Here is a 23,690-nt window from a genome sequence, read left to right as displayed (position 1 = left end):
CAGGACCGTGAAACGACTTCGCGCCGATGATAGTGCTGCAACCAGTGTGAAAGTAGGTCATCGTCAGGCTTGTTATCCCCAAAAACCCTCGTTACTGCCGTAACGAGGGTTTTTGCTTTGCGGCGCCAGTTTTACTTCCTATCTTTTACTTCTTATTCATTGCCTCTCTTCGAGCCGTTGAGAGCCCCAAGAAGCTCCACACCGATGGATACCGCATATCTTTTGGCGCCGCTTGATATCCACTCATCTCCCCCGGTTTCCCAGATCAGATAAACAAAAACGGCCCACTGCTTGCGCAGCGGGCCGTTTGCGTCGGGGCCTGATACGGATCAGAAACGATACGACAGGTTGATGCCGAATTCATGCGTCTGGTTCTGCGGTTCCATGATGCCGGCGGCGTAGTTCATCTTGCTGTCGGCGATCTTCCAATAGCGGTAGAACGGGGTGAGGCTGGCGCAGCCGGCGCCCAGCGGACGGGACAAGGCGGTCGACACTTCCAGGCCGTATCCCTTGGTTTGGGCATTGAGGTCGTCGCCGGAGTGCTGGAAGCCGCGCAGCAAGTGCTGGTACGACATCTTGGGAGAGAACGTCCAGGAGCCATCGCCGACCTTCATGGCGGTGCCGATGCCGATCGTCCCGTAGAAATATTCGGACTCGCGACGATAGCCGCCGGGGCCGCTCTGGTCCAGCCGGTCCACCAGGTTGCGGTAGCCGGCGCCGACCGATGCGGTCAACGGATAGCGCATGGAGAACGTGGTCCATTCATAGGTGGCCCGGATGTCATATGCGCGGCGCGCCTGGCCCGAGTCGGTCAGAGAGCCGTACGGCATGCCCTGGTAGGCCCCCGTATAGTCGCTGGTGCCCCAGGCGTAGCGGCCGGCGACGCGCAGCGCGTTCTGCTGGTCGAAGGCGAGATGCAGGTCGCCGGTGATGGCCGTCATCGACGCGCGTTCCTTCATGAAGCGCTGGCCATCGACCCACTCGCGATAGGTTTCTTCATACAGTTCGGTTCCCAGCGCGAAGGTCGGCTTGACTTCGGCAAGCGCTTGTCCGGCGCCGGCAACCAGTACGGCGGTGGCGAGTGTCTTCGCGATCTTGTTCATGCTCTTCTCCTGTGTGTTATGTCGGCAGCGGGATAAGACGCGCTATGCGATTGTGGGCCGCCAAACCAGATGCCCGGACTTCCTGCGGCTCGAGGAGGATCTTGCCAAGCGCGCATTGCAGTTCTATTGCAGAAAATGGGGGGCTGGTTTCAACTGAAATAAAAAAAGCCGGCATCAGCCGGCTTCCTTTTAACAGCGGACAAGCCGCATCAGAACTTGTAGGCCACGCGCGCCACGGCAAAATTCACGCCGCCGTTAGGCTGCTTGATGCCGCCGTTGGAGAAGTGCTGCAGGCGGATGCCCAGGTCCAGGCCATTGCTGAACACATAGCCGGCACCGATATGGTCGCCGAACTGGAATGCGGTCGACAGCACCTTATCGTTGTTGCGGTACAGCTTGGAGAACAGGTGGACACCGATGCCGGCTTCGCCATAGAGGCCCTTGCCGTCATCGCGCTGGAAGCGCAGCACCGGGGTCAGGCCGATGTCGACCAGGTTGCCGCTGTCATTGGTGTTGTTGTAGTGGTTCATGCGCCAGTTGGCCAGCGACAGATCCCAGTAGCCGGCGATATGGGTGCCGTTCGACTGCCAGAAATTCCAGTTCGGGCCCCAGTTCCATTGCGCGCCCAGACGAACCAGTTGGGTATTGTTGCCGGTGCCGTATTCCAGCGACATGCCATCGACAGCGTAGCTCGGCGCCTGGATGGCGATGGAAGCGATGCCGGCAAATGCAAGTTTGGCGACCAGGCTCTTCAATTTAGTCATAAGTATTCTCTCGACGCGTAAATAGTATGGATGGAATGGTTTCCGATGAAATCCGGCGCGGGTGCTGCTCCGCAGTAACGCATTATTTTCTCACAATTGTTACAAATGCATACTCAGGTGTCTGATTTTGGCCTCGTCCCGCTTCGCCGCCTGCGCAACCGGGCGTGAAAAGGGCCGCGGGCGAGGGCGGGGGCAGGCCTGCTTTCAGTCCTGCATCCATCCCCGCGAACACCCAACCGCTTTGCGCCAGCGCATCAGGAGCTCATCGCGCAAGCCGGCATCCATCGCCGGCTCGAAACGACGCTCGATTTGCCACAGGGCGGAAATCTCTTCCTGGGAATGCCAGAATCCGGTCGCCAGTCCGGCCAGGTAAGCCGCGCCCAGCGCGGTCGTTTCGGTGACCTGCGGACGCACCACCGGCACGCCCAGCATGTCCGCCTGGAACTGCATCAGCAAATCGTTGCGCGAGGCTCCGCCGTCCACGCGCAGCTCCGCGAGCGGGATGGCCGCATCCTTTTGCATTGCCTCCAGCACGTCTGCGGTCTGGTAGGCAATGCTTTCCAGCGCGGCGCGGGCCAGGTGCGCCTTGGTCGCGCCGCGCGTGAGGCCGCTGATGCTGCCGCGCGCGTATGGATCCCAGTACGGCGTGCCGAGCCCGGTGAAGGCCGGCACGAAATAGACGCCGCCATTGTCCGGCGCCTGCGCCGCCAGCGCCTCGATGTCGGAGGACTTCTCGATTACCCCCAGGCCGTCGCGCAGCCATTGCACCACTGCGCCGGCGACAAACACGCTGCCTTCTAGCATGTACGAAGGCCGGGCCGGGGCGCCATCTTCCGCCGCCAGGGTCCAGCCTATGGTCGTCAACAGCTTGTTCTTCGATACCGCCGCCTGCGCGCCGGTCTGCATCAGCATGAAGCAGCCGGTGCCGTAGGTATTCTTGACCATGCCTTCGCGCAGGCAGGCCTGGCCGAAGGTGGCGGCCTGCTGGTCGCCCGCGATGCCGGCGATCGGCAGGGGAGCGCCGAACCAGCCGGCTTTCGCCTGCGCGGCGATGCCGCTGCTGGCCACCACCCGCGGCAGCATCGAGCGCGGCACCTGCAGCACGGTCATCAGCTCATCGTCCCATTCGCCGCGGTGGATATCGAACAGCAGGCTGCGCGAGGCATTGCTGCTGTCCGTGACATGCTCGCCGCTGAGCTTGTAGACCAGCCAGGAGTCGACTGTGCCGAACGCCAGTTCGCCGCGCTCGGCGCGGGCGCGGGCACCAGGCACATGCTCCAGGATCCAGTTCAGCTTGGTTCCGGCGAAATACGCGTCCAGCACCAGGCCGGTCTTGCGCGTGAACAGTTCCTCCCGGCCTTCGTCGCGCAGGCGGTCGCACAGGCCGGCGGTGCGGCGATCCTGCCATACGATGGCGGGGCAGACCGGTTCGCCGCTGTGGCGGTCCCATACCACCGTGGTTTCGCGCTGGTTGGTGATGCCGATGGCGGCGATGTCGCCGGCCGTCACCCCGCTGTTCCTGAGTACGGCCTGGGCGACGTCGAGCTGCGAGCGCCAGATGTCGTTGGCATCGTGCTCCACCCATCCGGATTGCGGGTAATGCTGCGCGAATTCCTTTTGCTCGATGGCCGCGATGCGGCCTTGGCGGTCAAACAGGATCGCGCGCGAACTGGTGGTGCCCTGGTCGAGCGCGAGCAGGTAGCGGCTCATGGCGTTGTCTCCCGATGCTGGTTTTCTTGTGGTTTTCAGGGGCGGTAGCTGTACTCCAGGCAGCCCGGCACGTCCACCCGCAGCGACAGCACGCAGCCGGACAGCGGATATTGCTGCAGTTCGCTGTCGCTGCGGCCGTTGCGCGCGGTGGTGATGTACAGCGTGCGCAGGTCGGCGCCGCCGAAGGCGAGCATGGTCGGGCAGCGCGCCGGCAAACGGATCTCTTTCAGGATCTCACCTTGCGGCGACAAGCGCAGCACACGTCCGCCTTCAAACATGGCGCACCAATAAGCGCCTTCGCTGTCCACCGCGGCGCCGTCAGGACGGCCGCCGTAGCCGGGCGCGCTCTTGTCGGCGTCGAACTGGCGCAGCAGGCGGCAATTGCCGGCGGTGCCGGTAGCCAGGTCGTAGTCGTAGACGTTGATGCGGTGCGCCGGCGTATTCGAGTGGTACATCAGGCGCTGGTCGGGGCTGAAGGCGACGCCGTTGGAGGTGGTCACCGGATGGTGGGCGTCGCGCAGGCTGTTGCGCTCGAAGCAGTACAGCGTGCCCGCTTCGCGGTCGCGCGGCTCGTAGATGGTGCCGCACCAGAAGCGGCCGTCGGCATCGCAGCGGCCGTCGTTGAAACGGATACGGGTGGTGTCGTAGGGGGCCGCCAGCAGCGGCGACAGCGCGCCGGTCTCGGTGTCGAGGTGCGCCATGCCGGAGCGCAGCGCCACCACCAGCCCGCCCCGGGCGTGCTTGACGATGGCGCCGGGTTCCTGCGGCATCGGCCAGGACTGGTGCCGCCCGCTGTCGGGATGCAGGCGATGCACCGCCTTGCCGGGAATGTCGATCCAGTACAGCGCCGCCTCTTCGGCATGCCACAGCGGCGATTCGCCCAGCAGCATCGGTTGCTCAAAGGCGGCGGCGATCGGTGGGGGCGGCAGGGAGGTGTCGGTCATGGGACGGTGCGGATTGGCGGAAAGGCACATTATGCGCCGCCGTCGCCGATTCACAAACCTGTGCAGCAGAATGCGGCGGCCATGAAAAACGGCATGCGGCCCATGGGGCGCATGCCGTTTCCCTTTTGGCCGGAAGCAGGACCGGGTCTCCCCGATCCGCGCCCGGTCCGCTCAGTTCGACCAGCCGCCGTCGATCATGTGGATCGAGCCGGTGGTGAAGTTCGACTCGTCGGAAGCCAGGTACAGCGCCAGCGCGGCGACTTCCTCCGCCTTGCCGATGCGGCCCATCGGCTGGCGGCCGACGAAGGCGGCGCGCACTTCGGCTTCGGTCTTGCCGGTTTCCTTGGCCTGGGTGGCGATGCGCTGTTCCAGCGATGGCGACTCGATGGTGCCCGGGCAGATCGCGTTGCAGCGGATGCCCTGCGCCACGAAGTCGGCCGCGACCGACTTGGTCAGGCCCACCACCGCCGCCTTGGAGGCGCCGTAGGCGAAGCGGTTGGCCACGCCCTTGACGCTGGAAGCGGCCGAGGCGATGTTGACGATGGAGCCGGCCTTCTTGGCCAGCATCCCCGGCAGCACCGCGCGGATGGTGTGGAACATCGCCTTGGCGTTCAGGTTGAACGAGAAATCCCAGGACTTGTCGTCGCACTCCAGGATGTTGCCCGCGGCGACATAGCCGGCGCAGTTGAACAGCACGTCGATGGCGCCGATGTCAGCGACCAGCGCCTTGATGGCGGCATCGTCGGTGACGTCCAGGATGCGGGTTTCCACGCCGGCGGTGCCGGCCAGCGCGTCCAGGTGCTGCCGGCTGATGTCGGTGGCGATGACGCGCGCGCCTTCCTTGGCGAACATCAGGGTCGAGGCGCGGCCGATGCCTTGCGCGGCGGCGGTGATCAGTACGGTCTTGCCGGCGAGGCGTCCAGTGGATGCAGACATGTGTGTTCCTTTGCTTTTAGATGAGTTTGCGTTGCGCCAGGTTCTTGAGCAGCGCGGTCAGGCCGAAGGTCCAGGGCGCGGTCTTGTCGCTGAAGTTCACGGTGTTGACCAGCGCGCCCAGCTTGGGCGTGGCGATCGTCACGATGTCGGCCACCTGGTGGGTGAAGCCCTGGCCCGGGCCGAAGCGGTCCTGGGTCGGCGCGAACATGGTGCCCAGGAACAGCACCAGCCCGTCCGGATACTGGTGGTTGGGGCCGATCGCATGTTCCACCAGTTGCAGCGGATCGCGGCTGATCATGGCCATCGAGCTGCTGCCCTTGAGCGTGAAGCCTTCGGTGCCGTCCACCCGCATTGTAAGTTCGGCGCGGCGCACGTCGTCAATTGAAAAGTTTGCGTCGAACAGGCGAATGAAAGGCCCGACCGCGCAAGAGGCGTTGTTGTCCTTGGCCTTGCCCAGCAGCAGGGCGCTGCGGCCTTCGAAGTCGCGCAGGTTGACGTCGTTGCCCAGCGTGGCACCGACCACCTTGCCGCGGCTGTTGATGGCCAGTACGATCTCGGGTTCCGGATTGTTCCAGGCCGATTTCGGATGGATGCCGACTTCATCGCCCAGGCCGACCGAAGACAGCGGCTGCGCCTTGGTGAAGATCTCGGCGTCGGGGCCGATGCCCACTTCCAGGTATTGCGACCACACGCCTTGTTCCAGCAGCACGTCCTTGAGCCTGGCGGCTTCGGGCGAACCGGGCACGACGCTGGAGAGGTTGTCGCCGATCACCGCGGTGATCGCCTTGCGCACCGATTCGGCTTTGCCGGCGTCGCCGCGCGCTTGCTCCTCGATCACGCGCTCCAGCATGCTGGCCACGAAGGTCACGCCGCTGGCCTTGACCGCCTGCAGGTCGATCGGCGCCAGCAGCCAGGGCTTGGAGGTGTCGCGCTTGGCGGCATCGGCGTTGTCCAGCAGCTCCTGCAGCGAAGCCAGGCGCGGCAGGCTGCCGGCGGCCTTCACGGCGGCGGCCGGATTGTCCAGTTCCAGCAACTGGCTGGAAGTCGCCGCGAGCTTGCTCAGGTCGTACACGCCATCGGCGTCGGCCTTGACCAGCACCGGGCCGACGCCGGGCTGCCAGATGCGCCCGATCAATGTCGCTTGTACGTGGTCTTCAGGCAGGTGCGCCTGGAGGGTGAATGCATGTGCCATCTTCTTGACTCCTTGGTTGTTGGGGCGGACGGACCGCGTGGCTTTGGGGGAACCGCTGGCAAAACGCCCTTGGGAAAGGCGCTTTGCCGGCGGCCCGCAACCGGCTGCGCAAGCAACATGCCGCCGGCATCGGCGCCGGCGGCAGGCATACGGCTCAGGTGTAGACGCCGATATGCCAGGGAACGAACTCATCCTGTCCGTACCCGTGCAATTCGCTCTTGGTCTTCTTGCCGGATGCGGTGTCGAGGATCATCTGGAAGAAACGCGCGCCGATCTCCTGCGGCGTCGCGGTGCCGTCCGCGATTTCGCCGCAGTTGATGTCCATGTCTTCTTCCTGGCGCTGCCACAGGGCGGTATTGGTGGCGAGCTTGAGCGACGGCGACGGCGCGCAGCCATAGGCCGAACCGCGGCCGGTGGTGAAGCAGATCACGTTGGCGCCGCCGGCGACCTGGCCGGTGGCCGAGATCGGATCGTAGCCCGGGGTGTCCATGAACACGAAACCCTTGGCGGTCACCGTTTCAGCGTACTTGTAGACGTCCACCAGGTTGGTGGTGCCGCCCTTGGCCACCGCGCCCAGCGACTTTTCCAGGATGGTGGTCAGCCCGCCCGCCTTGTTGCCGGCCGACGGGTTGTTGTTCATCTCGGCATCGTTCTTGCGGCAATACTCTTCCCACCAGTCGATGCGCGCCAGCAGCTTCTGGCCCACTTCGGGCGATATCGCGCGGCGCGTCAGCAGGTGTTCGGCGCCGTAGATTTCCGGCGTTTCCGACAGGATCGCGGTGCCGCCGTTCTGCACCAGCAGGTCGACCGCCACGCCCAGCGCCGGGTTGGCGGTGATGCCCGAGTAGCCGTCAGAACCGCCGCACTGCAGGCCCAGCGTCAGGTGCTTGGCCGGCACCGGCTCGCGCTTGATGTCGTTGGCCTTGGGCAGCATCTTCTTGATCTTCTCGATGCCCAGCGCCACCGTCTTGGCGGTGCCGCCGGTGCTCTGGATCGTGAAGGTATGGAAATATTCGCCTTCCTTCAGGTCGTGGCTTTCCATCAGGCCAGAGATCTGGTTGGTTTCGCAACCCAGGCCAACCACCAGCACGGCGGCGAAGTTGGGATGCTTGGCGTAGCCGGCCAGCGTGCGGCGCAGGATCTGCAGCGGTTCGCCTTGCGAATCCACCGCGCAGCCCAGGCCGTGGGTCAGCGCCACCACGCCGTCGACGTTGGGGAAGTCGGCCAGCGCTTCCGGATGGATGTCGCGGCGGAAGTAATCGGCGATCGCGCGCGCGGCCGTGGCCGAGCAGTTCACCGAGGTCAGCACGCCGATGTAGTTGCGAGTGGCCACGCGGCCGTCGGGACGCACGATGCCCATGAAGGTCGCAGGCTGGGCGACGAAGTCGACCGGCTTGACGTCGGCGCCGAAGTGGTGCTCGCGCGAGAATTCCGCCATCGCCAGATTGTGCGTATGCACGTGCTGGCCCGGCTCGATGGCCTGGCTGGCGGTGCCGATGATCTGGCCATAGCGCTTGATCGGCTCGCCGGCGGCGATGGCGCGGGTCGCCATCTTGTGGCCGGCGGGAATGAGGCCTTGCACCTTCAGGCCGCCTTCCTCTTCCAGGACCGTGCCGGACATCAGCTGGCGGCGCGCAATGACGACATCATCGACGGGATTCAATCGAATGATGGGAGAAATAGGTTTCATGATGATCTCGGTGAGAACGTTTAAAACAGTCCGCGCCAGGCGGAGGCGCTGGCGCGGGCTTCGGGATTACTTGGCTGCGAATTGCGACAGGTCAGGCATCGGGCTGCCCACCCATTGCTGGTAGATGCCGGCCAGCTTGCCATTCTTCAGGTTGACGCTGATCCAGTCGTTGAGCCACTTTTCCAGCGCCGGCTCGTTCTTGCGGATGCCGATGGCGTACGGGATATCCTTGATCACGACCTTGGGCTCGATGTGCTTGGACGGGTTTTGCTTGGCCACGGCGTTGACCAGCGAGTTCGGGGTGCAGAACGCATCCACCTGGCCCGAGACGATAGCCGCGGTCACGGTGGCGTCGTCATCGAAACGCACGATGGTGGTGCCCTTGGGCGCGATCGGGGTCAGCAGGGTGTCTTGCATGTTGCCGCGCACCACCGCCACGCGCTTGCCGACCAGGTCGTTCAGGCTCTTGATGTTCTCGCTCTTGGGCGCGCCCACCACGAACTGCGAAGCGCCGTACGGCTGCGAGAACGCCACCACCTTCTGGCGCTCAGGCGTGATCGAGAACGAAGCGATCACCATGTCAGCCTTGCCGGTCATCAGGAACGGGATGCGGTTGGGGCCGGTGACTTGCACGATTTCCAGTTCCACGCCCAGGTCCTTGGCCAGCGCGCGCGCGGTTTCGACGTCCGAGCCTTGCGGTTCCAGCTTGGCGTTGGTCATGCCGAACGGCGGCGCGCCCAGGTCGATGGCGACCAGTACTTTCTTGCGGGCCTTGATGTCGGCCAGGGCGTCGGCGTGCGCGGCTTGTGCGAAACAGGCCAGGCCGATTACGACGGCGGCGGCTTTTTTGGTGAAATTCAACAAGTTTTTCATTTATGTCTCCTGAGATGAAAAGGTGCTGCTTGGGTACGTCGTCTTGATGAGGTATGCAATGCGTCTTCTTATAGGTCGCTGGCCACGAATTTCTGCAGCTCGGCGGTCTTGGGGTTGGAAAACAGTTCGTCCGGAGGGCCCACTTCCCACACCTGGCCCTGGTGCATGAACACCAGCACGTCGGCCAGCTTGCGGGCGAAGGCCATTTCGTGGGTGACCAGCACCATCGTCATGCCGCCGCGCGCCAGGTCTTCCATCACCTTCAGCACTTCGGCCGTCAGTTCCGGATCCAGCGCCGAGGTCACTTCGTCGAACAGCATCAGCTCGGGCGCCATCGCCAGCGAACGGGCGATCGCCACGCGCTGGGCCTGGCCGCCGGAGAGCTGTTCCGGATAGGCTTCCTTCTTGTTCTCCAGGCCGACCAGCTGCAGCACCTTGTGCGCGATCTTCTTGGCTTCGTCGGAGGACATCTTCTTGATGGTGGTCAGCGCCAGCGTGATGTTGCGCTCCACCGTCAGGTGCGGGAACAGGTTGTAGCTCTGGAACACGATGCCGACCTGCTTGCGCAATTCGCGCAGGTCCAGCTTGTCGGGATGGTGGATGTCGTGGCCGCATACGCTGATGTCGCCCGAGTCGACCTTTTCCAGGCCGTTGAGGCAGCGCAGCAGGGTGCTCTTGCCCGAACCGCTGCGGCCGATGATGGCCACCATCTGGCCCTTCTGCACGTCCAGCGAAACGCCGTTCAACACCTTGTTCGTGCCGAAGCTCTTGTGCAGATCCTTGATCTTAACGATTGCTGACATTCAATTTCCTTTCAAAATGCTTGGACAACGCCGACAGCGGGTAGCACAGGCAAAAATAGATCAGCGCCACACAACCGAAAACGGTGAAGGGCTGGAAGGTCGAGTTGTTGATGATCTGGCCGGCGCGCGCGAGGTCGACGAAGCCGATCACCGAGGCCAGGGAGGTGTTCTTCACGATCTGCACCATGAAGCCCACGGTCGGCGGCGTGGCGATCTTGAACGCCTGCGGCAGGATCACCTTGGTCAGTTGCTCGTAGCGGTTGAAGCCCAGGCATTCGGACGCTTCCCACTGGGTCTTGGGCACCGCCTGGATGCAGCCGCGCCAGATTTCGCCGAGGAAGGCCGCGCAGTAGATCGCAAACGAGATGCCGGCCGCCACCAGCGGGGTCAGCTTGAAGCCGGCGATGGCCAGGCCGAAGTAGGCCACGAACAGGATCACCAGCAGCGGGATGCCCTGCACGATCTGGATATACCAGCTGGCGATGGTGCGCAGCGCCTTGTTGGGCGAGACGCGCCACAGCGCGATCACGATGCCGGCGACGCCGCCGAACGCGAATGCCACCAGCGACAGCACTACGGTCCAGACTGCCGCTTGCAGCAAGTATTCAACGTGCAAAAAGCTAAATGAATTCACGTTGACTCCTTACAGGTTGGTGCCAAGCTTGCGCTTGCGGACGAACGCGACCTGGCTGATCAGCCAGAATGCCGCGCGGAACAGGAAGGACAGCGCCAGGTAGGCCACCGCCACCACCGCATACACCTCGAAGCTGCGGAAGGTTTCCGACTGCACCAGGTTGGCGGTGGCGGTCAGCTCTTCGGCCGAGATCTGCGAGGTGATCGACGAGGCCAGCATCAGCAGGATGAACTGGCTGGTCAGCGACGGATAGACGCGCTCCACCGCCGGCAGCAGCACCACGTGCCAGTAGACATGGAACTTGGACATGCCCAGGCATTCGGCCGCTTCGATCTGGCCGGGATGGATGGAGCCGATGCCGGCGCGCATGATCTCGGTGGTGTAGGCGCCGACGTTGACGGTCAGCGCGATCACGGCGGCGGTCTCGGCGGAGAGCTTCCAGCCGATGCTGGCCAGGCCGAAGAACACCAGGAACACCTGCACCAGCAGCGGCGTGTTGCGGATGATCTCCACGTAAGCCTTCACCAGGCCGTGCAGCAGCCAGTTCTTGCTCTTGTAGGCGATCGCGCACAGCGTGCCGAGCACGAAGCCGAGCACGATGGACAGGGCGGAGAGTTGGATCGTCAGCCAGGCGCCGTACAGCAGGCGGTCCCAGTTGGCGAACACACTCATGAAATCAAATGTGTAATTCATTGATACTCCGGTGGAACGGGGCGGGTGGCAGGATTACGTACGGCGGCGGCAGAGGCGCGCCGTTCCTGTCGGGGAGTGCGGGGCTGTCGGCATGAAGTGATCTCCTTTCTTTCTTGTTACCTGAGGTTGGACGCCTGGCGGGCTCTTTCCGGCCCATGCGCCAGGTGGCTTGTTGCTGCAGTACTGCATGCGCCTTGCGGCAATTCTTGACGGTTGGCCAACGCCTTTTGCCAGGTTCACAGGGCCTTGACGCCGCCGATGCCGAATCTGGTTTCAATCTTTTCGATGCCGTTGACCAGCGGCTCGCCGAAGTCGGGGATGCTGATCTCGAAGCTGTCGCCCTGCTGCGTGCGCACGCCGGAGGCGAACGACAGGTTGGCCGCCCCCATGTAATGCACGTGCACGTCGCCGGCGCGCAGGAAGCGGTTGTACTTGAAGTGGTGGTACTCCAGGTTCTCGATGCTGTGGCACATGTTGTCCTGGCCAGCCAGGAATTCCTGTTCCCAGATCACGCGGCCGTTGCGGCGGATGCGGGTCATCCCGACCAGGTGCGCGGGCGGCGCGCCCACCAGCAGTTCCGGGCCGAACGAGCAATGGCGCAGTTTCGAATGCGCCTGGTACAGGTAATTGCGGCGCTCCATCACGTGGTCGGAAAATTCGTTGCCGATGGCAAAGCCGAGGCGCCGCGGGCAGCCTTCGTCGTCGATCACATACAGGCCGACCAGCTCCGGTTCCTCGCCGGCATCCAGCGCGAAGTCGGGGCAGGGGAACGGTTGCCCGGGGGCGACCACGACGCCGCCATCGCCCTTGTAGAACCACTCCGGCTGCACGCCGACCTTGCCCGCGCCGGGGCGTCCGCCTTCCAGACCCCATTCGAACATGCGCATGGTGTCGGTCTTGGCCATGTCCTCGCCATCGATCTTGCGGTGCATCTTGTCGCGCGTGGAGGCGCTGCCCAGATGCGTCACGCCGGCGCCGGAGACCAGGCAATGGGCCGGGTCCTCGTGGTCCAGCGGCGCCAGGATGCGTTGTTCCTTCAGGATCGCGGCGTAGTCTTCCAGGCGATTTCCATTGAGCAGCTGGGCCTGGCGTTCGAGGCCGTTGCCGCTGCGCACGGCCAGCAGCGCCAGCTCGCGCATGGTGGCCACCTCCGACAGCACCTGGATATTCGTCCCGTTGACGATGCCGACGCGGCGCGCCCCTTCACGGTCCGAAAATTGAATCAGCCTCACCTTGTCTCCGATGCTCGTTCTTGTTTCGCAGGCGGCAGGAATTTGCTGCGGCGCCAGAAAAAATTACCTGCTTTTTTTGCACATCGCCTTGGCTGGCTGATAGATGCGCTAGCATTGTGGTTTTTCGCAGCACCGAATATAAGAGGCTTACAAAACGATGTCTAATGAGCTTAATTCATCGGGTGATAACCAACTCAAGACGGCCGGGAGCGAGCTGCCCACGGTCGGCTCCATCGTCAGCCGCCTGCGTTTCCGCCAGGTCGCCCTGCTGACGGCGCTCGATGAGCAAGGCTCGCTGCACAAGGCGGCCGAAGTGATGCACATGACGCAGCCGGCCGCGACCAAGGCCTTGCATGAAATGGAAGACGCGCTGGGCGTCACCCTGTTCGACCGCTCGCCGCGCGGCATCGAGGCCACCGAGCTGGGGCGCTGCGTGATCCGCTACGCGCGCCTGATCCAAAGCGACGTCGCCAACCTGCGCGATGAGCTGCAGAACATGATCAGCGGCCGTGGCGGCCGCCTGTCCATCGGCACCATCATGGGCGCGGCGCCTTTCGTCACGCGCGCGCTGTCGCGCTTGCGCGAGATCCAGCCGGACGTTTCCATCGAAATCACCGAGGACACCAGCGCGCGCCAGTTGCTGCTGCTCGACCAGGGACGCATCGACCTGATGATCGGCCGCTCCTCGGTCAGCGCCCAGTCCAACCTGTACAACTACGAGATGCTGCGCGGCGAACCGATGTGCATCGTCAGCGGCATCGACCATCCGCTGGCCACCGCGCAGAAGGTGCGTCTGCAGGAACTGGCGGACGCGGCCTGGATCTTGTATTCGAGCAATATGCCCATGCGCATCTGGATCGAGCATGAGTTCAAGCTGGAGGGCCTGAAAGTGCCGGGCAACGTGATCGAGACGGCCTCGCCGTTCGTGACGGTGACGCTGCTGGCGCAGTCCAACATGGTGGCCGTCATGCCGCTGGACATCGCCCATTTCTTCGCCGCCAAGCAGATGCTGTGCATCCTGCCGGTGGGGCTGAAAACCCGGATCGAGCATTACGGCATCGTCACGCGCAAGAACACGACCCTGTCCTCGCTGGCGAAGATGTTCATCCAGATCCTGCGCCAGCAGAACTGACGTGGGACCGGGCGGGCCGTGGCTTGGGCGCGACGCCGGGTTTTTCCTGATTTCCCGCCGATGAGTTTTCCTGTTAGCCTTCGTTCGCGGCCGGGGTGGCCGTTCTTCCGGTTGGTCTTCATGATTTCGCGTTTTCCCCGTTTTGCCGCAGTCCGCTCCCAGGCGTTCTCCACCATATCCGTCTTCCCCGCGCGCGCAGCGCTTGGCGCCGCCTGTGTCGCAGGCGCCTTGATGCTGGCCGGCTGCGCCGGGCAAAAGCCGTCGTCCTTGTCGCCCGAGGCGGCCGCCAAGCAGGCGAAACTGGACCGCGCGCTGGCGCTGTTTTCCACCAATCCCGCGGGCGGGTTGCCGGCGGAGTGGGAGCCGCTGCTGTTTACGCGCCGGAAAAAGACCACCGATTACCAGCTCGTGGAAGAGGCCGGCCGCACGGTGCTGCACGCTTACGCCGACAAGGCATCGTCCGGCCTGCGCCACCCGGTCAATATCGACGTCAACAAGAAGCCCTGGCTGACATGGAGCTGGAAGACCTCGGCCCTGATTCCCACCGCCGACAACACCCAGCGCGAGACCGAGGATTCGCCGGTGCGCATCGTGCTGGCCTTCGACGGCGACCACGACAAGCTGTCGCTGATGGACACCATCCTGTTCGATACCGCCAAGCTGCTGACTGGGCATGAGCTGCCCTATGCCACGCTGATGTACATCTGGGAAAACAAGGCGCCGGCCGGCACCGTCATCGCCAACACGCGCACCGGTCGCATCCAGATGATGGTGGCCGAGAGCGGGGCGGCCAAGGTCGGCCAGTGGGTGCAATACCAGCGCAACGTTGCGCAAGACTACGAGAAAATTTTCGGCGAGAAGCCGGGCCGGCTGATCGGTGTGGGCGTGCTGACCGATACCGACAACACCGGCCAGCAGGTGGAAGCCTGGTACGGCGACATCAGGCTCATGCGCGAGGCCGACGGCGGCGAGTAAGCCTCGGTAAAACGAACAAGGCCTGCCGATGTATGCCGGCAGGCCTTGTTCGTTTTTATTTCATCTGCGCCGTCACACGCCGCGCCACCAGGCGGCGACGTGGCCCCAGAATCCCTTCGGCCCTTCCTCGAACAGCCAGGGCTTTTGCGCTTTCAGGCGCTCGATCATTTCCTGCTCGGCCTTTTCCGATACGTTGCCGTAGGCGCGTCCCAGGCGCAGCAGGCTGCGCAGCGCGCCCAGCTTTTCGCGCGCCACCAGGCCGGAGGCATGCTCGATGGCGACATGCGTCTCGCGCAGTTCCTGCACCAGCGCATGCGCCAGCTGCGATGCCGGCGTCTTCAGCTTTTCCTGCACCACGTTGATGTTGGTCGCCGAATTCTTGATCTGCACGGCCAGGACGTCGATCTGCGTCTCGTCGCCCTTGGACTGCTTGACGATGGATGTGGCCCAGGCCTTGGATGCCGCCACCAGGTCGTCGGTGCTCCAGTCGTGGCGCACGGCGATATAGAAACCATAGTTCGAGGCTTGCGTGACCAGGGTTTCCACCACATCCGGGAAATCCTTGTCCAGCGCGCGCTTGGCCCAGGCGTACTGGCCCGACAGCATCAGGTGCTGCACGCCTTCCTCGGTCAGGAAGTGAGGGTTTTCCGATACCTTGGCCAGCAGGAAACCGTCGAATGTCGGGGAGACGAAGCCGGAATCGATTTTCGTCGACAGGCGCACGAAGTTCTTGTAATCGCGCTGCAGCGTTTCGTAGACCTCATCCTTGAGGTTGAGTTTGATCTGTTTCATTGCCGTTCCCCGAACGTGTTTGGTGTTGTCGTGCCGGCATCGCAGACTGTCGGCCGGTGGTTGTCATTTCTTCACGTTTTTTGTGAGGAGGCAACCGTGAATAATGATTATCGGCCGGATCGGCGGAAAACTTTATCCGGGGAAATTCCGGCAGGTCTTGCCGCGCCGGCTATCGGGTCAGCGCGCCGCCAGCAGGGCGAGCAAGGCCAGCAGTGCCGGCAAGGCCTGGATGTAGAGGATCGAGCGCTTGGCGGTGAGCCCGCCATAGATGCCGGCCACCAGCACGCAGGCGACGAAGAAGAACTGCACCGGGCGCTCGCCGGCGGCGACGCCCCAGAACAGGCCGGCGGCCAGGAAACCGTTGTACAGGCCCTGGTTGGCGGCCAGCACCCGCGAAGCCTCGGCGGCTTCCCTGGACTGGCGGAAGGTCTTCAGGCCGATGGGTTTGGTCCACAGGAACATTTCCAGCACCAGGATCCAGACATGTTCGATGGCGATCAGGATGAGCAGGGCGGTGGCGAGCATTTGCAAGGTTTTCTCCTTTTGTCGTTAGAGCCGGCACGGTTTCGCGATCATGCCCGAAAGCGCCGGCCCCGCCAATGCCGGGCGCAGGCGCGGAGAATTGTCGCATCGCCGCCACCGCCGGCTTGGCAGACCGGCGCCGCTGCGGATAGAATCCGGCTTCGGGCGCGGCAGGGCGCCCATTCCCGCGAAAGCCGATGCACCTGCCGTCTGACGAAGCAGCATTTCAGTTCAATTTGAACACAGACGTTGAACCTTGATAGTCGTGGCGGGAGACGACGCATGAAAGGAACAAACGTAATGTGGTCGACCCAATTCCCCCGCGCCATCCATATCGCCGAACCAGGCTTCGGCAACACCCTCGCCAACAGCGATTTCCTGCGCCGCTATGCCAAGCGGCTGCTGCGTTCGGCCCGTTCCACGCGCAGCAGCGAGGCATTGCCCATCCTGCGGCGCATCGTCGCCATGCAGGTGACGCCGGAAATTTCCGTGGCCGAGCTGCATCCCCTGCGCGGCAGCCTGCAGCTCAAGCATGTGCTGCACACGCTGGCGCGCGAAATCGGCTTTCCCAGCTGGGAGTCGTGCGCGCGCCAGGTCGATGCGCGGCCGTCCTCGCTGCTGGACCGCTACCGCTTCGACCTTGGCATGTTCCGCGATTTCGAGAGCAACTGGTTCCCGGACATGGCGACCGCGCAAAGCTGGCAGCACCGGCACGGCGGTTACCTGATCGCCTACGGCGCCCAGGCGGTGGCGATCCTGGCGCATTGATGCGAATGCGATGAAACGCGGCGCCGGCGGCAGTCGGCGCCGTTTCCGTTTCCATTTCCATTTCTACGCGCAATTTTGTTCAATACAGCTTGGCGCGGCTTGCCTAGCATGCGGCTCTTCATCATTGCCATGAGCGAGAGCCTCCATGCCGACTTCCGAATTCCTTTTGCTGGCCTCGGCCCATTTCCTTGCCCTGGCCAGCCCCGGTCCCGATTTCCTGCTGCTGGTGCGCAATTCGCTGCGCCACGGGCGGCGCAACGGCATCGGCGCCAGCCTGGGCATCGCCCTGGCCAACGGCCTGTACATCGCGCTGGCGCTGGCCGGATTCAGCTTGCTGCAGCAGAGCCCGGCGCTGCTGACGGTAATGAAATGGGCGGCCAGCATTTATCTGGCTTGGCTGGGGTGGCTGTTCATGCATTCCAGCCTGAAGCCGCAGGCGCTGGCCGGTGCCGGGCAGGCGGAGGCGCGCCGCCGGGCGGGGTTTGCCGCCGGCATGGGCGCGGGCTTTTTGTCCGCGATATTGAATCCGAAGAACGGCATCTTCTATCTCGGCCTGTTCACGCTGATGGTAGGGGCGCAGGCCGGCGCGGGGCTGAAGCTGCTGTACGGCGCCTGGATGTTTGCCGCGGTGTTCGCATGGGATGCGGCGCTGGTGTGCGCAATATCACAACGCCGGGCCGTGGAATGGCTGGAGAGCAGCTTGCCGATGGTCGAACGCTGCGCCGGCCTGCTGCTGATGGTAGCGGCCGTAGCCCTGGCGCTGGCCCGGGGCTGAGCGTCGGTCAGCGGTTCTGGTATTGCGCCGGCGTGGCCGCCACGCGCGACTTGAATGCGCGGTGGAAATGGCTCTGGTCGGCGAAGCCGGTATCGTAGGCGGCGTCGGCGGCGCTGGCGCCTTGCCGCAGCAGGCTGCGCGCCTGGTTGATCTTCATGTCCAGCTGCAGCGCATGCGGCGTCAGGCCGTAGCGGCGGCGGAACAGGCGGATCAACTGGTAGCGGCCGACGCCGGCGACCTGCGCCAGGGTGTCGAGGCCGATGCGTTCGCGGCAGTGCGCCAGCAGGTAATCGTAGGCATCCTGCAGGCCGCGGGCGTCACCGCTTTCCCCGGCCGTTTGCGCGCCGCCGGCTTCGGCGCACAGCAGCATCAGCTCATGCAGGCAGGTGATGACTTCGGCTTCCCCGGCCGCGCCGTCATTGCTTTTACTGCCATTGCTGCCTTTGCCGCCATCAAGCGCGGCCGTCATGCGGTCGATCAGTTGCACCGCCTGCGGCGAACGGATCACCTGCGACTCCATCGTTTCCAGCAGGCGGCAGGTGTCGGGGGATTCCGCCAGCAGGTCGCGCAGCCAGGCCTGGTCGATGTGGAACATGCGGTAGCTCCAGCGCTGCAGGTCTTCCGGATTGCAGCTATGCACGTCGCCCGCGCGCACCAGCACCACGTCGCCGGGAACGATGGGCGTGCTGCGCCGGGTCAGCGCGAAGGTGCTGCGGCCGGCATCGACGATGCCGATCGAGAAGGTCGGGTGCGTATGCGGCGCATAGCACGACAGGCTGCCGGTGGCGCGTCGCCCTTCCAGGAAGGGCAGGGCGGGGTCGCGCCAGAAATGGAGGGAGGTCGGCATCGTTGCAGGCAGTCAGCGTTGAGAACGTGCATTTTAAGATAAAGTATCCGCTTTGCCGCAGCCAGGATTGCGGCCCATCCTGCCTTTACGTTTTTAGCCGATCTGCCATGTCCACCACGATAGTCCGGGCCGCCTGCCCGCATGATTGCCCCGATACCTGCGCCTTGCTGGTGACGGTGAAAGACGGCGTCGCCACCGAAGTGCGCGGCGACCCCGAGCATCCGCCCACTTCCGGCGTGCTGTGCACCAAGGTATCGCGCTACACCGAACGCACTTACCACAAGGACCGCTTGCTGCATCCGCTGCGCCGGGTCGGCAAGAAGGGCGAAGGCAAGTTCGAGCGCATCAGCTGGGACGAGGCGATCGCGACCATCGCCGCGCGCCTGGGCGCCATCGCGCAGCGCGATCCGCAGGCGATCCTGCCGTACAGCTATGCCGGAACCATGGGGCTGGTGCAGGGCGAGTCGATGGCGGGGCGCTTTTTCAACCGCCTGGGCGCGTCGCAGCTGGAGCGCACCATCTGCGCCTCGGCCGGCGGCGCCGGCTATCGCTACACCATCGGCGCGCGCATCGGCACCGACCTGGAACAGGTCAACGACGCCAGGCTGATCCTGATCTGGGGCGGCAACCCGATCGCCTCCAACCTGCATTTCTGGACCCGCGTGCAGGCGGCCAAGCGCAACGGCGCGCGCATCATCGCCATCGATCCCTACCGCTCGCTGACGGCCGAGAAATGCCACCAGCACATCGCCCTGCTGCCGGGAACCGACGCCGCGCTGGCGCTGGGCATGATGCATGTGCTGGTGAATGAAAACCTGCTGGACCACGACTACATCGCGCGCCACACGCTGGGGTTTGAACAGTTGAAGGCGCGCGTGGCCGAATGGACGCCGCAGCGCGCCGCCGAAGTATGCGGCATCGGCGCGGAGGAAGTGCTGGGCCTGGCGCGCGAATACGGCCGCGTGGCCCTGGCCGGCGAAGGCGCGATGATCCGCGCCAACTACGGCCTGCAGCGCGTGCGCGGCGGCGGCATGGCGGCGCGCAACATCGCTTGCCTGCCGGCGCTGGTGGGCGCCTGGCGCCATCCGTCCGGCGGCATCCAGCTGTCGACTTCGGATTCCTTCCCCAAGGATAATGCCGCGCTGTCCCGCCCCGACCTGGCCGCCCGCCACGGTGCGCCGGCCCGCGTGATCAACATGAGCACCATCGGCGACGAATTGCTGAAGCCGGCTTCGCCGGCGTTCGGCCCGAAGATCGAAGCCGTGGTCGTCTACAACTCCAACCCGGTCGCGGTGGCGCCCGAATCGGCCAAGGTGGCCGAGGGCTTCGCGCGCGAAGATCTGTTCACGGTGGTGCTGGAACATTTCCAGACCGATACCGCCGACTATGCCGACATCGTGCTGCCGGCCACCACGCAGCTGGAACATGTGGACGTGCATGCCACCTACGGCCACGTCTACATGATGGCCAACAACGCCGCCATCGCGCCGCTGGGCGAGGCCAAGCCGAACACCGAGATCTTCCGCCTGCTGGCCGCGGCGATGGGATTCGGCGAGGGCTGCTTCAAGGACAGCGACGACGATATCGCCGCCGTCGCCTTCCGCCGCGACCATCCGCACAGCGCCGGCTACGACTGGCATGCCTTGAAGGAAAAGGGTTGGCAGCGCCTGTCCATGCCGGCCGCGCCATTCGCCGACGGCGGTTTCGCCACGCCTTCGGGCAAGTGCGAGTTCTATTCAGAACAGATGAAGGCGGCCGGGCTCGATCCGCTGCCGGCCTACATCCCGCCTTACGAATCGGTGGCCAGCAATCCGCAATTGGGTGCGAAGTATCCACTGGCGATGATCTCGCCGCCGGCGCGCAATTTCCTCAATTCGTCCTTCGTCAACGTGCAGAGCCTGCGCGACACCGAAGGCGAACCGCATCTCGACATGCATCCGTCCAACGCCGCCGCGCGCGGCATCGCCGACGGCGGCATGGTGCGCATCTTCAACGACCGCGGCAGCCTGCAGGCGCGTGTGCGCGTGACCGACAAGGCACGCTGCGGCCTGGTGGTCGGCTTGTCGATCTGGTGGAAGAAATTCGCCGCCGACGGCAAGAACGCCAATGAAGTCACCAGCCAGCGCCTGACCGACATGGGCAACGCGCCGACGTTCTACGATGTGCTGGTGCAGGTCGAAAAGCTGGCCGGGGATGCGGTCGCCGCGGCCTGATCTGCTGCGCGCGGCAACGCTGGCAGCGCTGGCAGCGCTGGCGGCGGTCGTGGTATCGACCGCCGGCTGTACCTCGCTTTCCTATTACGCGCAGGCGGCGCACGGCCAGTTCTCCCTGTTGGCGCAGGCCAGGCCTTTGGATGCCTGGATCGCCGATCCCAACGCCAAGCCGGACCTGAAGGCCAAATTGCAGACGGTGCGCGAGATCCGGCGTTTCGCCGTCGACCAGTTGGGTTTGCCCGACAACGGCAGCTACAAGACCTATGCCCAGCTCGACCGACCCTTCGTGCTGTGGAACGTGGTGGCGGCGCCCGAACTTTCGCTCAAGGCGCACCAGTGGTGTTTCCCTATCGCCGGCTGCGTCGACTATCGCGGCTACTACAGCCAGGAGGCGGCGCAGGCCTATGGCGCGCAATTGCAGCGGCAAGGCTATGACGTGCAGGTGGTGGGTGTGCCGGCGTATTCGACGCTGGGCTGGTTCAACGATCCGGTGATTTCCACTTTCATCCAATACCCGGATGGCGAACTGGCGCGCCTGATCTTCCATGAGCTGGCGCACCAGACCGTCTATGCGCGCGACGATACGCCGTTCAACGAAGGTTTCGCCGTCGCGGTCGAAGAGATCGGCGTCGACCGCTGGCTGGCGGCCCGGCATGACGACAAGATGATCGCGGCCTACCGCCGCTTCTATCGGCGCAAGCAGGATTTCCTCGCCTTGCTGGACAAATACCGCGACAAGCTGGAAGCCAATTACGACAGCGATGCGCCGGACGAGGTCAAGCGCGAACGCAAGCAACAGATCTTCGACGCGCTGCGCGCCGAATATGCGCAGATGAAGACGCAGCGCTGGGACGGTTATGCCGGCTACGACCGCTGGTTCGCCATGCCGCTGTCCAATGCGCACCTGGCGCTGGTGGGGGCGTATCACGACCTGGTGCCGGCGTTCAAGGCGTTGTTCGCGCGCAGCAGCGGTTTTCCGGACTTTTATGCGAAGGTGAAGCAGCTGGCGCAGATGGACAAGGCCGCGCGCCATGCCGCTCTCGGCGATCCGCTAGTAAAGCGGCTTTGAATTTGGGATAAAGCCCGTTTGAATTTGATACGAGAATTAAACACTGGTTTGGCTTGATTTTGGGATTTCTGTAAATATCCCGAAATTTATGCGTCTTCGCCGTCTCTCTGCCCCAACCCTCGCTACCGCCATTACCCGCTACGTCGCCGAGGTCTCCCCCTTGAAGAAAGGTACGGCCACCGAGCGCTCCATTGCCCGCACCTGGTTATGCACCAGGTTGGCCGGCCGCCCAGTTGATCGCATCCGCAATACCGACCTGATCGCTATCCGAGACGATTGGTCAGCCAATTACAAGGCCGCGACCATCGTGCGGCGCCTGGCGTTCCTATCTCATGTCTTCACAGTACTGCGCAAGGATTGGGGCTGGCCGGACTTGGCCAACCCTGTCGAACTTGTGAGGAGACCCACTGTTGATGATGCCCGAGACCGGCGCCTATATAAGCAAATCCGCCTGCGAGGCGTCCCAGAAAGCGAATGTCCTCGCTCAGAGTTCGAATGGGTCATGCAGGCCACACAGTCGAAAGAACTGCCTGTCATTGCGACGCTGGCTGCCGAAAGCCTCATGCGGCGCTCAGAGATATGCGGCATCCGTCGGGAGCGCGTCGATTTGCGCTACGGCATCGTCTTCCTACCTGATACTAAGAATGGAACCGCTCGCCGTGTGCCTTTAACTCCCTGGGCCTTGGAAGTACTTCGTCAATTCCTGGCGGGCAAGCCATTGCGAGGGAACATTTTCAGCATGAAGCCAAGCTCAGTAACCAGGGCATTTATTCGTGCGCGGCGACGTGCACGAAAGAATTACGAAGCACTTTGTGCCAAATACGGCCGCAAGCCACAGCCGGAATATTTCAAAAACTTGCGACTACATGACCTTCGTCACGAAGCCACCTCCACACTGGCGCCGGTGCTGGAAATGCATCAGTTGGCAAAAACTGGGGGCTGGAAGGATACCAGGATGCTCCTACGCTATTACCACCCGGATGGGCGTGAACTGGCGCGAAAGATTGCGCGCAGTTCACTTGGCCGCCAGCAGATTGCTCAAATCAAGCGTCTACAGTCCGCCTCGCTATCACGCCCGAGAGATTGAAAACACAAACGGAACTCGCCAAACCGGCCCCCACGGTGCTGCATCCCATTGCTGAGTGTGCCGGTTGTAGCAATTCCAGACCTTCCAGCCGAATTTAACCTGGATACCGAAGCGGGCGATGTGCAAGCTGAAATAGCCATTTCCCATTGCAATAAAGGTCGTGGCATCAGCCTTGATCACCCGCCAGTTCTTGGGCATGAACTCCAGTCCTAACGCCCAGTAACTGAAACCGTATCCGCAGTTGCGGTATAGCCATTTAACCCGATTCCAGTACGGCGATGGGCCACTGATCGTTCCATCCCTCACGCCCTGGTCAAGATCAGCATCAAACGTGTCGAACCAGGCCAGCCATACCGGCAGCTTGTAGCCCGTTCTCTCGATGCCGCGATCAAAGTAGCGTGTTTGCACGGCGAAAAGTGGCGCCCACCAGTTGACAAACCAGAAAGCGATCAGCCAGGAAAAGCCGATATCCAGGACTGCACGCCAGATCGATAGCAATATGATGATGAATAACATGTGTGCTCCGTTATCCGATCAAAGGCGTTTCCGGCGCTTGTACCTGGTTCAGTTCTTGGGTCACCAGCCAGACCGGGATAGGCCCGGCGCCGACGTAGCACACTCCCACACCATCCACCACCACCGTTCGGCCAAGAACGTACTCTTCGCCTGTATCGGCACGGCAAAGCTTATCGTTGCGGTGATCCTCAACAACAGCCCAACTCATGCCGACCTTGAAATTGCAGCAGCCTTCGGGAGCCGGCGCGGGTTTTTCCAGCAACGCGCCATAAGGAACGTTGTATGAGCCGCGTGCCTGTGCAAACTCATTTGCAACGGTTTCATGCGAATAAAAACCAAATACGTCACTTTGATAGGCCGGAATTTGGCCGAGAGATTCGTCCATTCTTAACTCCTGTTATGCCCTAATGGGCGTTGAAA

General features: G+C 63.5%; 24 protein-coding genes. 7 read left to right on the top strand and 17 right to left on the bottom strand.

What is annotated here, in order from left to right; all coding sequences use genetic code 11:
- Nucleotides 1-329 precede the first annotated feature (329 nt).
- The 12 genes from J7548_RS19290 to araD1 all read right to left on the bottom strand — a co-directional run bounded on the left by J7548_RS19290 (nt 330) and on the right by araD1 (nt 12,574).
- Nucleotides 330-1,103, bottom strand: coding sequence for a hypothetical protein (locus J7548_RS19290; protein ID WP_290977807.1), 774 nt, complete (start codon nt 1,101-1,103; stop codon nt 330-332).
- A gap of 209 nt (nt 1,104-1,312) precedes the next feature.
- Complete coding sequence (locus J7548_RS19285) at nt 1,313-1,867, bottom strand: acyloxyacyl hydrolase (RefSeq protein WP_290977805.1); 555 nt, start codon at nt 1,865-1,867, stop codon at nt 1,313-1,315.
- A gap of 204 nt (nt 1,868-2,071) precedes the next feature.
- The gene (gene glpK, locus J7548_RS19280; RefSeq protein ID WP_290977803.1) at nt 2,072-3,577 is read right to left on the bottom strand and encodes a glycerol kinase GlpK; all 1,506 of its coding nucleotides are present in this window, start codon (nt 3,575-3,577) and stop codon (nt 2,072-2,074) included.
- A gap of 35 nt (nt 3,578-3,612) precedes the next feature.
- Nucleotides 3,613-4,521, bottom strand: a complete 909-nt coding sequence (locus J7548_RS19275) for an SMP-30/gluconolactonase/LRE family protein (RefSeq protein ID WP_290977801.1) — start codon at nt 4,519-4,521, stop codon at nt 3,613-3,615.
- A gap of 171 nt (nt 4,522-4,692) precedes the next feature.
- Nucleotides 4,693-5,457, bottom strand: a complete 765-nt coding sequence (locus J7548_RS19270; protein WP_290977799.1) for an SDR family oxidoreductase — start codon at nt 5,455-5,457, stop codon at nt 4,693-4,695.
- A gap of 16 nt (nt 5,458-5,473) precedes the next feature.
- Nucleotides 5,474-6,649, bottom strand: coding sequence for a fumarylacetoacetate hydrolase family protein (locus tag J7548_RS19265; RefSeq protein WP_290977797.1), 1,176 nt, complete (start codon nt 6,647-6,649; stop codon nt 5,474-5,476).
- A 154-nt stretch (nt 6,650-6,803) separates the two neighbouring features.
- Entirely contained in the window at nt 6,804-8,339 is a 1,536-nt protein-coding gene (locus J7548_RS19260; protein ID WP_290977795.1) for an altronate dehydratase family protein, read from the bottom strand.
- A 66-nt stretch (nt 8,340-8,405) separates the two neighbouring features.
- Entirely contained in the window at nt 8,406-9,212 is an 807-nt protein-coding gene (locus tag J7548_RS19255) for a transporter substrate-binding domain-containing protein (RefSeq protein ID WP_290977793.1), read from the bottom strand.
- A gap of 68 nt (nt 9,213-9,280) precedes the next feature.
- Complete coding sequence (locus tag J7548_RS19250) at nt 9,281-10,015, bottom strand: amino acid ABC transporter ATP-binding protein (RefSeq protein ID WP_290977791.1); 735 nt, start codon at nt 10,013-10,015, stop codon at nt 9,281-9,283.
- Nucleotides 9,999-10,649: an amino acid ABC transporter permease gene (locus J7548_RS19245; RefSeq protein ID WP_290977789.1), complete on the bottom strand. Its 651-nt coding sequence runs from the start codon at nt 10,647-10,649 to the stop codon at nt 9,999-10,001. The genes J7548_RS19250 and J7548_RS19245 overlap by 17 nt, the downstream gene beginning before the upstream one ends.
- Nucleotides 10,650-10,658: 9 nt before the next feature.
- The gene (locus tag J7548_RS19240) at nt 10,659-11,342 is read right to left on the bottom strand and encodes an amino acid ABC transporter permease (protein WP_290977787.1); all 684 of its coding nucleotides are present in this window, start codon (nt 11,340-11,342) and stop codon (nt 10,659-10,661) included.
- Nucleotides 11,343-11,578: 236 nt separating this feature from the next.
- Nucleotides 11,579-12,574, bottom strand: coding sequence for an AraD1 family protein (araD1, locus tag J7548_RS19235; protein ID WP_290977785.1), 996 nt, complete (start codon nt 12,572-12,574; stop codon nt 11,579-11,581).
- A 157-nt stretch (nt 12,575-12,731) separates the two neighbouring features.
- Between araD1 and J7548_RS19230 the strand changes: the two genes are divergently transcribed.
- Nucleotides 12,732-13,706, top strand: a complete 975-nt coding sequence (locus J7548_RS19230) for a LysR family transcriptional regulator (RefSeq protein ID WP_290977783.1) — start codon at nt 12,732-12,734, stop codon at nt 13,704-13,706.
- A gap of 231 nt (nt 13,707-13,937) precedes the next feature.
- Nucleotides 13,938-14,681, top strand: coding sequence for a DUF3047 domain-containing protein (locus tag J7548_RS19225; RefSeq protein WP_290977781.1), 744 nt, complete (start codon nt 13,938-13,940; stop codon nt 14,679-14,681).
- Nucleotides 14,682-14,753: 72 nt separating this feature from the next.
- On the opposite strand, the gene J7548_RS19220 is transcribed toward J7548_RS19225, so the two are convergent.
- On the bottom strand, nt 14,754-15,473 hold the full coding sequence (locus tag J7548_RS19220; protein WP_290977779.1) for a DUF4088 family protein: 720 nt from the start codon (nt 15,471-15,473) through the stop codon (nt 14,754-14,756).
- A 177-nt stretch (nt 15,474-15,650) separates the two neighbouring features.
- Nucleotides 15,651-16,004, bottom strand: a complete 354-nt coding sequence (locus tag J7548_RS19215; RefSeq protein WP_290977777.1) for a DUF1304 domain-containing protein — start codon at nt 16,002-16,004, stop codon at nt 15,651-15,653.
- Nucleotides 16,005-16,295: 291 nt separating this feature from the next.
- Between J7548_RS19215 and J7548_RS19210 the strand changes: the two genes are divergently transcribed.
- Both J7548_RS19210 and J7548_RS19205 read left to right on the top strand, forming a co-directional pair.
- Nucleotides 16,296-16,763 carry a hypothetical protein gene (locus tag J7548_RS19210; protein WP_290977775.1) on the top strand — a complete coding sequence of 156 codons (468 nt, stop codon included), beginning with the start codon at nt 16,296-16,298 and terminating at the stop codon, nt 16,761-16,763.
- 145 nt (nt 16,764-16,908) lie between these two features.
- Entirely contained in the window at nt 16,909-17,538 is a 630-nt protein-coding gene (locus tag J7548_RS19205) for a LysE family translocator (protein ID WP_290977773.1), read from the top strand.
- A gap of 7 nt (nt 17,539-17,545) precedes the next feature.
- Here the strand turns inward: J7548_RS19205 and J7548_RS19200 are convergent, their stop codons facing one another.
- Nucleotides 17,546-18,385 (bottom strand): AraC family transcriptional regulator, encoded by an 840-nt coding sequence (locus J7548_RS19200; protein ID WP_290977771.1) that lies wholly within the window; start codon nt 18,383-18,385, stop codon nt 17,546-17,548.
- A gap of 107 nt (nt 18,386-18,492) precedes the next feature.
- Here J7548_RS19200 and J7548_RS19195 point away from each other — a divergent pair, with 107 nt between their 5' ends.
- The 3 genes from J7548_RS19195 (at nt 18,493) to J7548_RS19185 (ending at nt 22,754) form a co-directional block, all read left to right on the top strand.
- On the top strand, nt 18,493-20,598 hold the full coding sequence (locus tag J7548_RS19195; protein WP_290977769.1) for a molybdopterin oxidoreductase family protein: 2,106 nt from the start codon (nt 18,493-18,495) through the stop codon (nt 20,596-20,598).
- Complete coding sequence (locus tag J7548_RS19190) at nt 20,579-21,667, top strand: aminopeptidase (protein WP_290977767.1); 1,089 nt, start codon at nt 20,579-20,581, stop codon at nt 21,665-21,667. The genes J7548_RS19195 and J7548_RS19190 overlap by 20 nt, the downstream gene beginning before the upstream one ends.
- Before the next feature lie 160 nt (nt 21,668-21,827).
- The gene (locus J7548_RS19185) at nt 21,828-22,754 is read left to right on the top strand and encodes a tyrosine-type recombinase/integrase (RefSeq protein ID WP_290977765.1); all 927 of its coding nucleotides are present in this window, start codon (nt 21,828-21,830) and stop codon (nt 22,752-22,754) included.
- Here the strand turns inward: J7548_RS19185 and J7548_RS19180 are convergent.
- Both J7548_RS19180 and J7548_RS19175 read right to left on the bottom strand, forming a co-directional pair.
- Nucleotides 22,737-23,270 (bottom strand): hypothetical protein, encoded by a 534-nt coding sequence (locus J7548_RS19180; RefSeq protein ID WP_290977763.1) that lies wholly within the window; start codon nt 23,268-23,270, stop codon nt 22,737-22,739. The genes J7548_RS19185 and J7548_RS19180 overlap by 18 nt on opposite strands.
- Before the next feature lie 10 nt (nt 23,271-23,280).
- Nucleotides 23,281-23,655 carry a phage tail protein gene (locus J7548_RS19175; protein WP_290977761.1) on the bottom strand — a complete coding sequence of 125 codons (375 nt, stop codon included), beginning with the start codon at nt 23,653-23,655 and terminating at the stop codon, nt 23,281-23,283.
- Nucleotides 23,656-23,690: the final 35 nt, after the last annotated feature.

It is taken from the genome of Herbaspirillum sp., assembly GCF_017744395.1.
In the GTDB taxonomy this organism is placed as follows: Bacteria; Pseudomonadota; Gammaproteobacteria; order Burkholderiales; family Burkholderiaceae_D; genus Herbaspirillum.
This window is presented reverse-complemented; position numbering and strand designations above follow the sequence as displayed.

Coding starts and splice junctions, on each gene's coding strand:
- J7548_RS19290 (WP_290977807.1), bottom strand. CDS start 1,103: ATGAACAAGATCGCGAAGACACTCGCCACCGCCGTACTGGTTGCCGGC.
- J7548_RS19285 (WP_290977805.1), bottom strand. CDS start 1,867: ATGACTAAATTGAAGAGCCTGGTCGCCAAACTTGCATTTGCCGGCATC.
- glpK (WP_290977803.1), bottom strand. CDS start 3,577: ATGAGCCGCTACCTGCTCGCGCTCGACCAGGGCACCACCAGTTCGCGC.
- J7548_RS19275 (WP_290977801.1), bottom strand. CDS start 4,521: ATGACCGACACCTCCCTGCCGCCCCCACCGATCGCCGCCGCCTTTGAG.
- J7548_RS19270 (WP_290977799.1), bottom strand. CDS start 5,457: ATGTCTGCATCCACTGGACGCCTCGCCGGCAAGACCGTACTGATCACC.
- J7548_RS19265 (WP_290977797.1), bottom strand. CDS start 6,649: ATGGCACATGCATTCACCCTCCAGGCGCACCTGCCTGAAGACCACGTA.
- J7548_RS19260 (WP_290977795.1), bottom strand. CDS start 8,339: ATGAAACCTATTTCTCCCATCATTCGATTGAATCCCGTCGATGATGTC.
- J7548_RS19255 (WP_290977793.1), bottom strand. CDS start 9,212: ATGAAAAACTTGTTGAATTTCACCAAAAAAGCCGCCGCCGTCGTAATC.
- J7548_RS19250 (WP_290977791.1), bottom strand. CDS start 10,015: ATGTCAGCAATCGTTAAGATCAAGGATCTGCACAAGAGCTTCGGCACG.
- J7548_RS19240 (WP_290977787.1), bottom strand. CDS start 11,342: ATGAATTACACATTTGATTTCATGAGTGTGTTCGCCAACTGGGACCGC.
- J7548_RS19230 (WP_290977783.1), top strand. CDS start 12,732: ATGTCTAATGAGCTTAATTCATCGGGTGATAACCAACTCAAGACGGCC.
- J7548_RS19225 (WP_290977781.1), top strand. CDS start 13,938: ATGCTGGCCGGCTGCGCCGGGCAAAAGCCGTCGTCCTTGTCGCCCGAG.
- J7548_RS19220 (WP_290977779.1), bottom strand. CDS start 15,473: ATGAAACAGATCAAACTCAACCTCAAGGATGAGGTCTACGAAACGCTG.
- J7548_RS19210 (WP_290977775.1), top strand. CDS start 16,296: ATGTGGTCGACCCAATTCCCCCGCGCCATCCATATCGCCGAACCAGGC.
- J7548_RS19205 (WP_290977773.1), top strand. CDS start 16,909: ATGCCGACTTCCGAATTCCTTTTGCTGGCCTCGGCCCATTTCCTTGCC.
- J7548_RS19200 (WP_290977771.1), bottom strand. CDS start 18,385: ATGCCGACCTCCCTCCATTTCTGGCGCGACCCCGCCCTGCCCTTCCTG.
- J7548_RS19195 (WP_290977769.1), top strand. CDS start 18,493: ATGTCCACCACGATAGTCCGGGCCGCCTGCCCGCATGATTGCCCCGAT.
- J7548_RS19190 (WP_290977767.1), top strand. CDS start 20,579: ATGCGGTCGCCGCGGCCTGATCTGCTGCGCGCGGCAACGCTGGCAGCG.
- J7548_RS19180 (WP_290977763.1), bottom strand. CDS start 23,270: ATGTTATTCATCATCATATTGCTATCGATCTGGCGTGCAGTCCTGGAT.
- J7548_RS19175 (WP_290977761.1), bottom strand. CDS start 23,655: ATGGACGAATCTCTCGGCCAAATTCCGGCCTATCAAAGTGACGTATTT.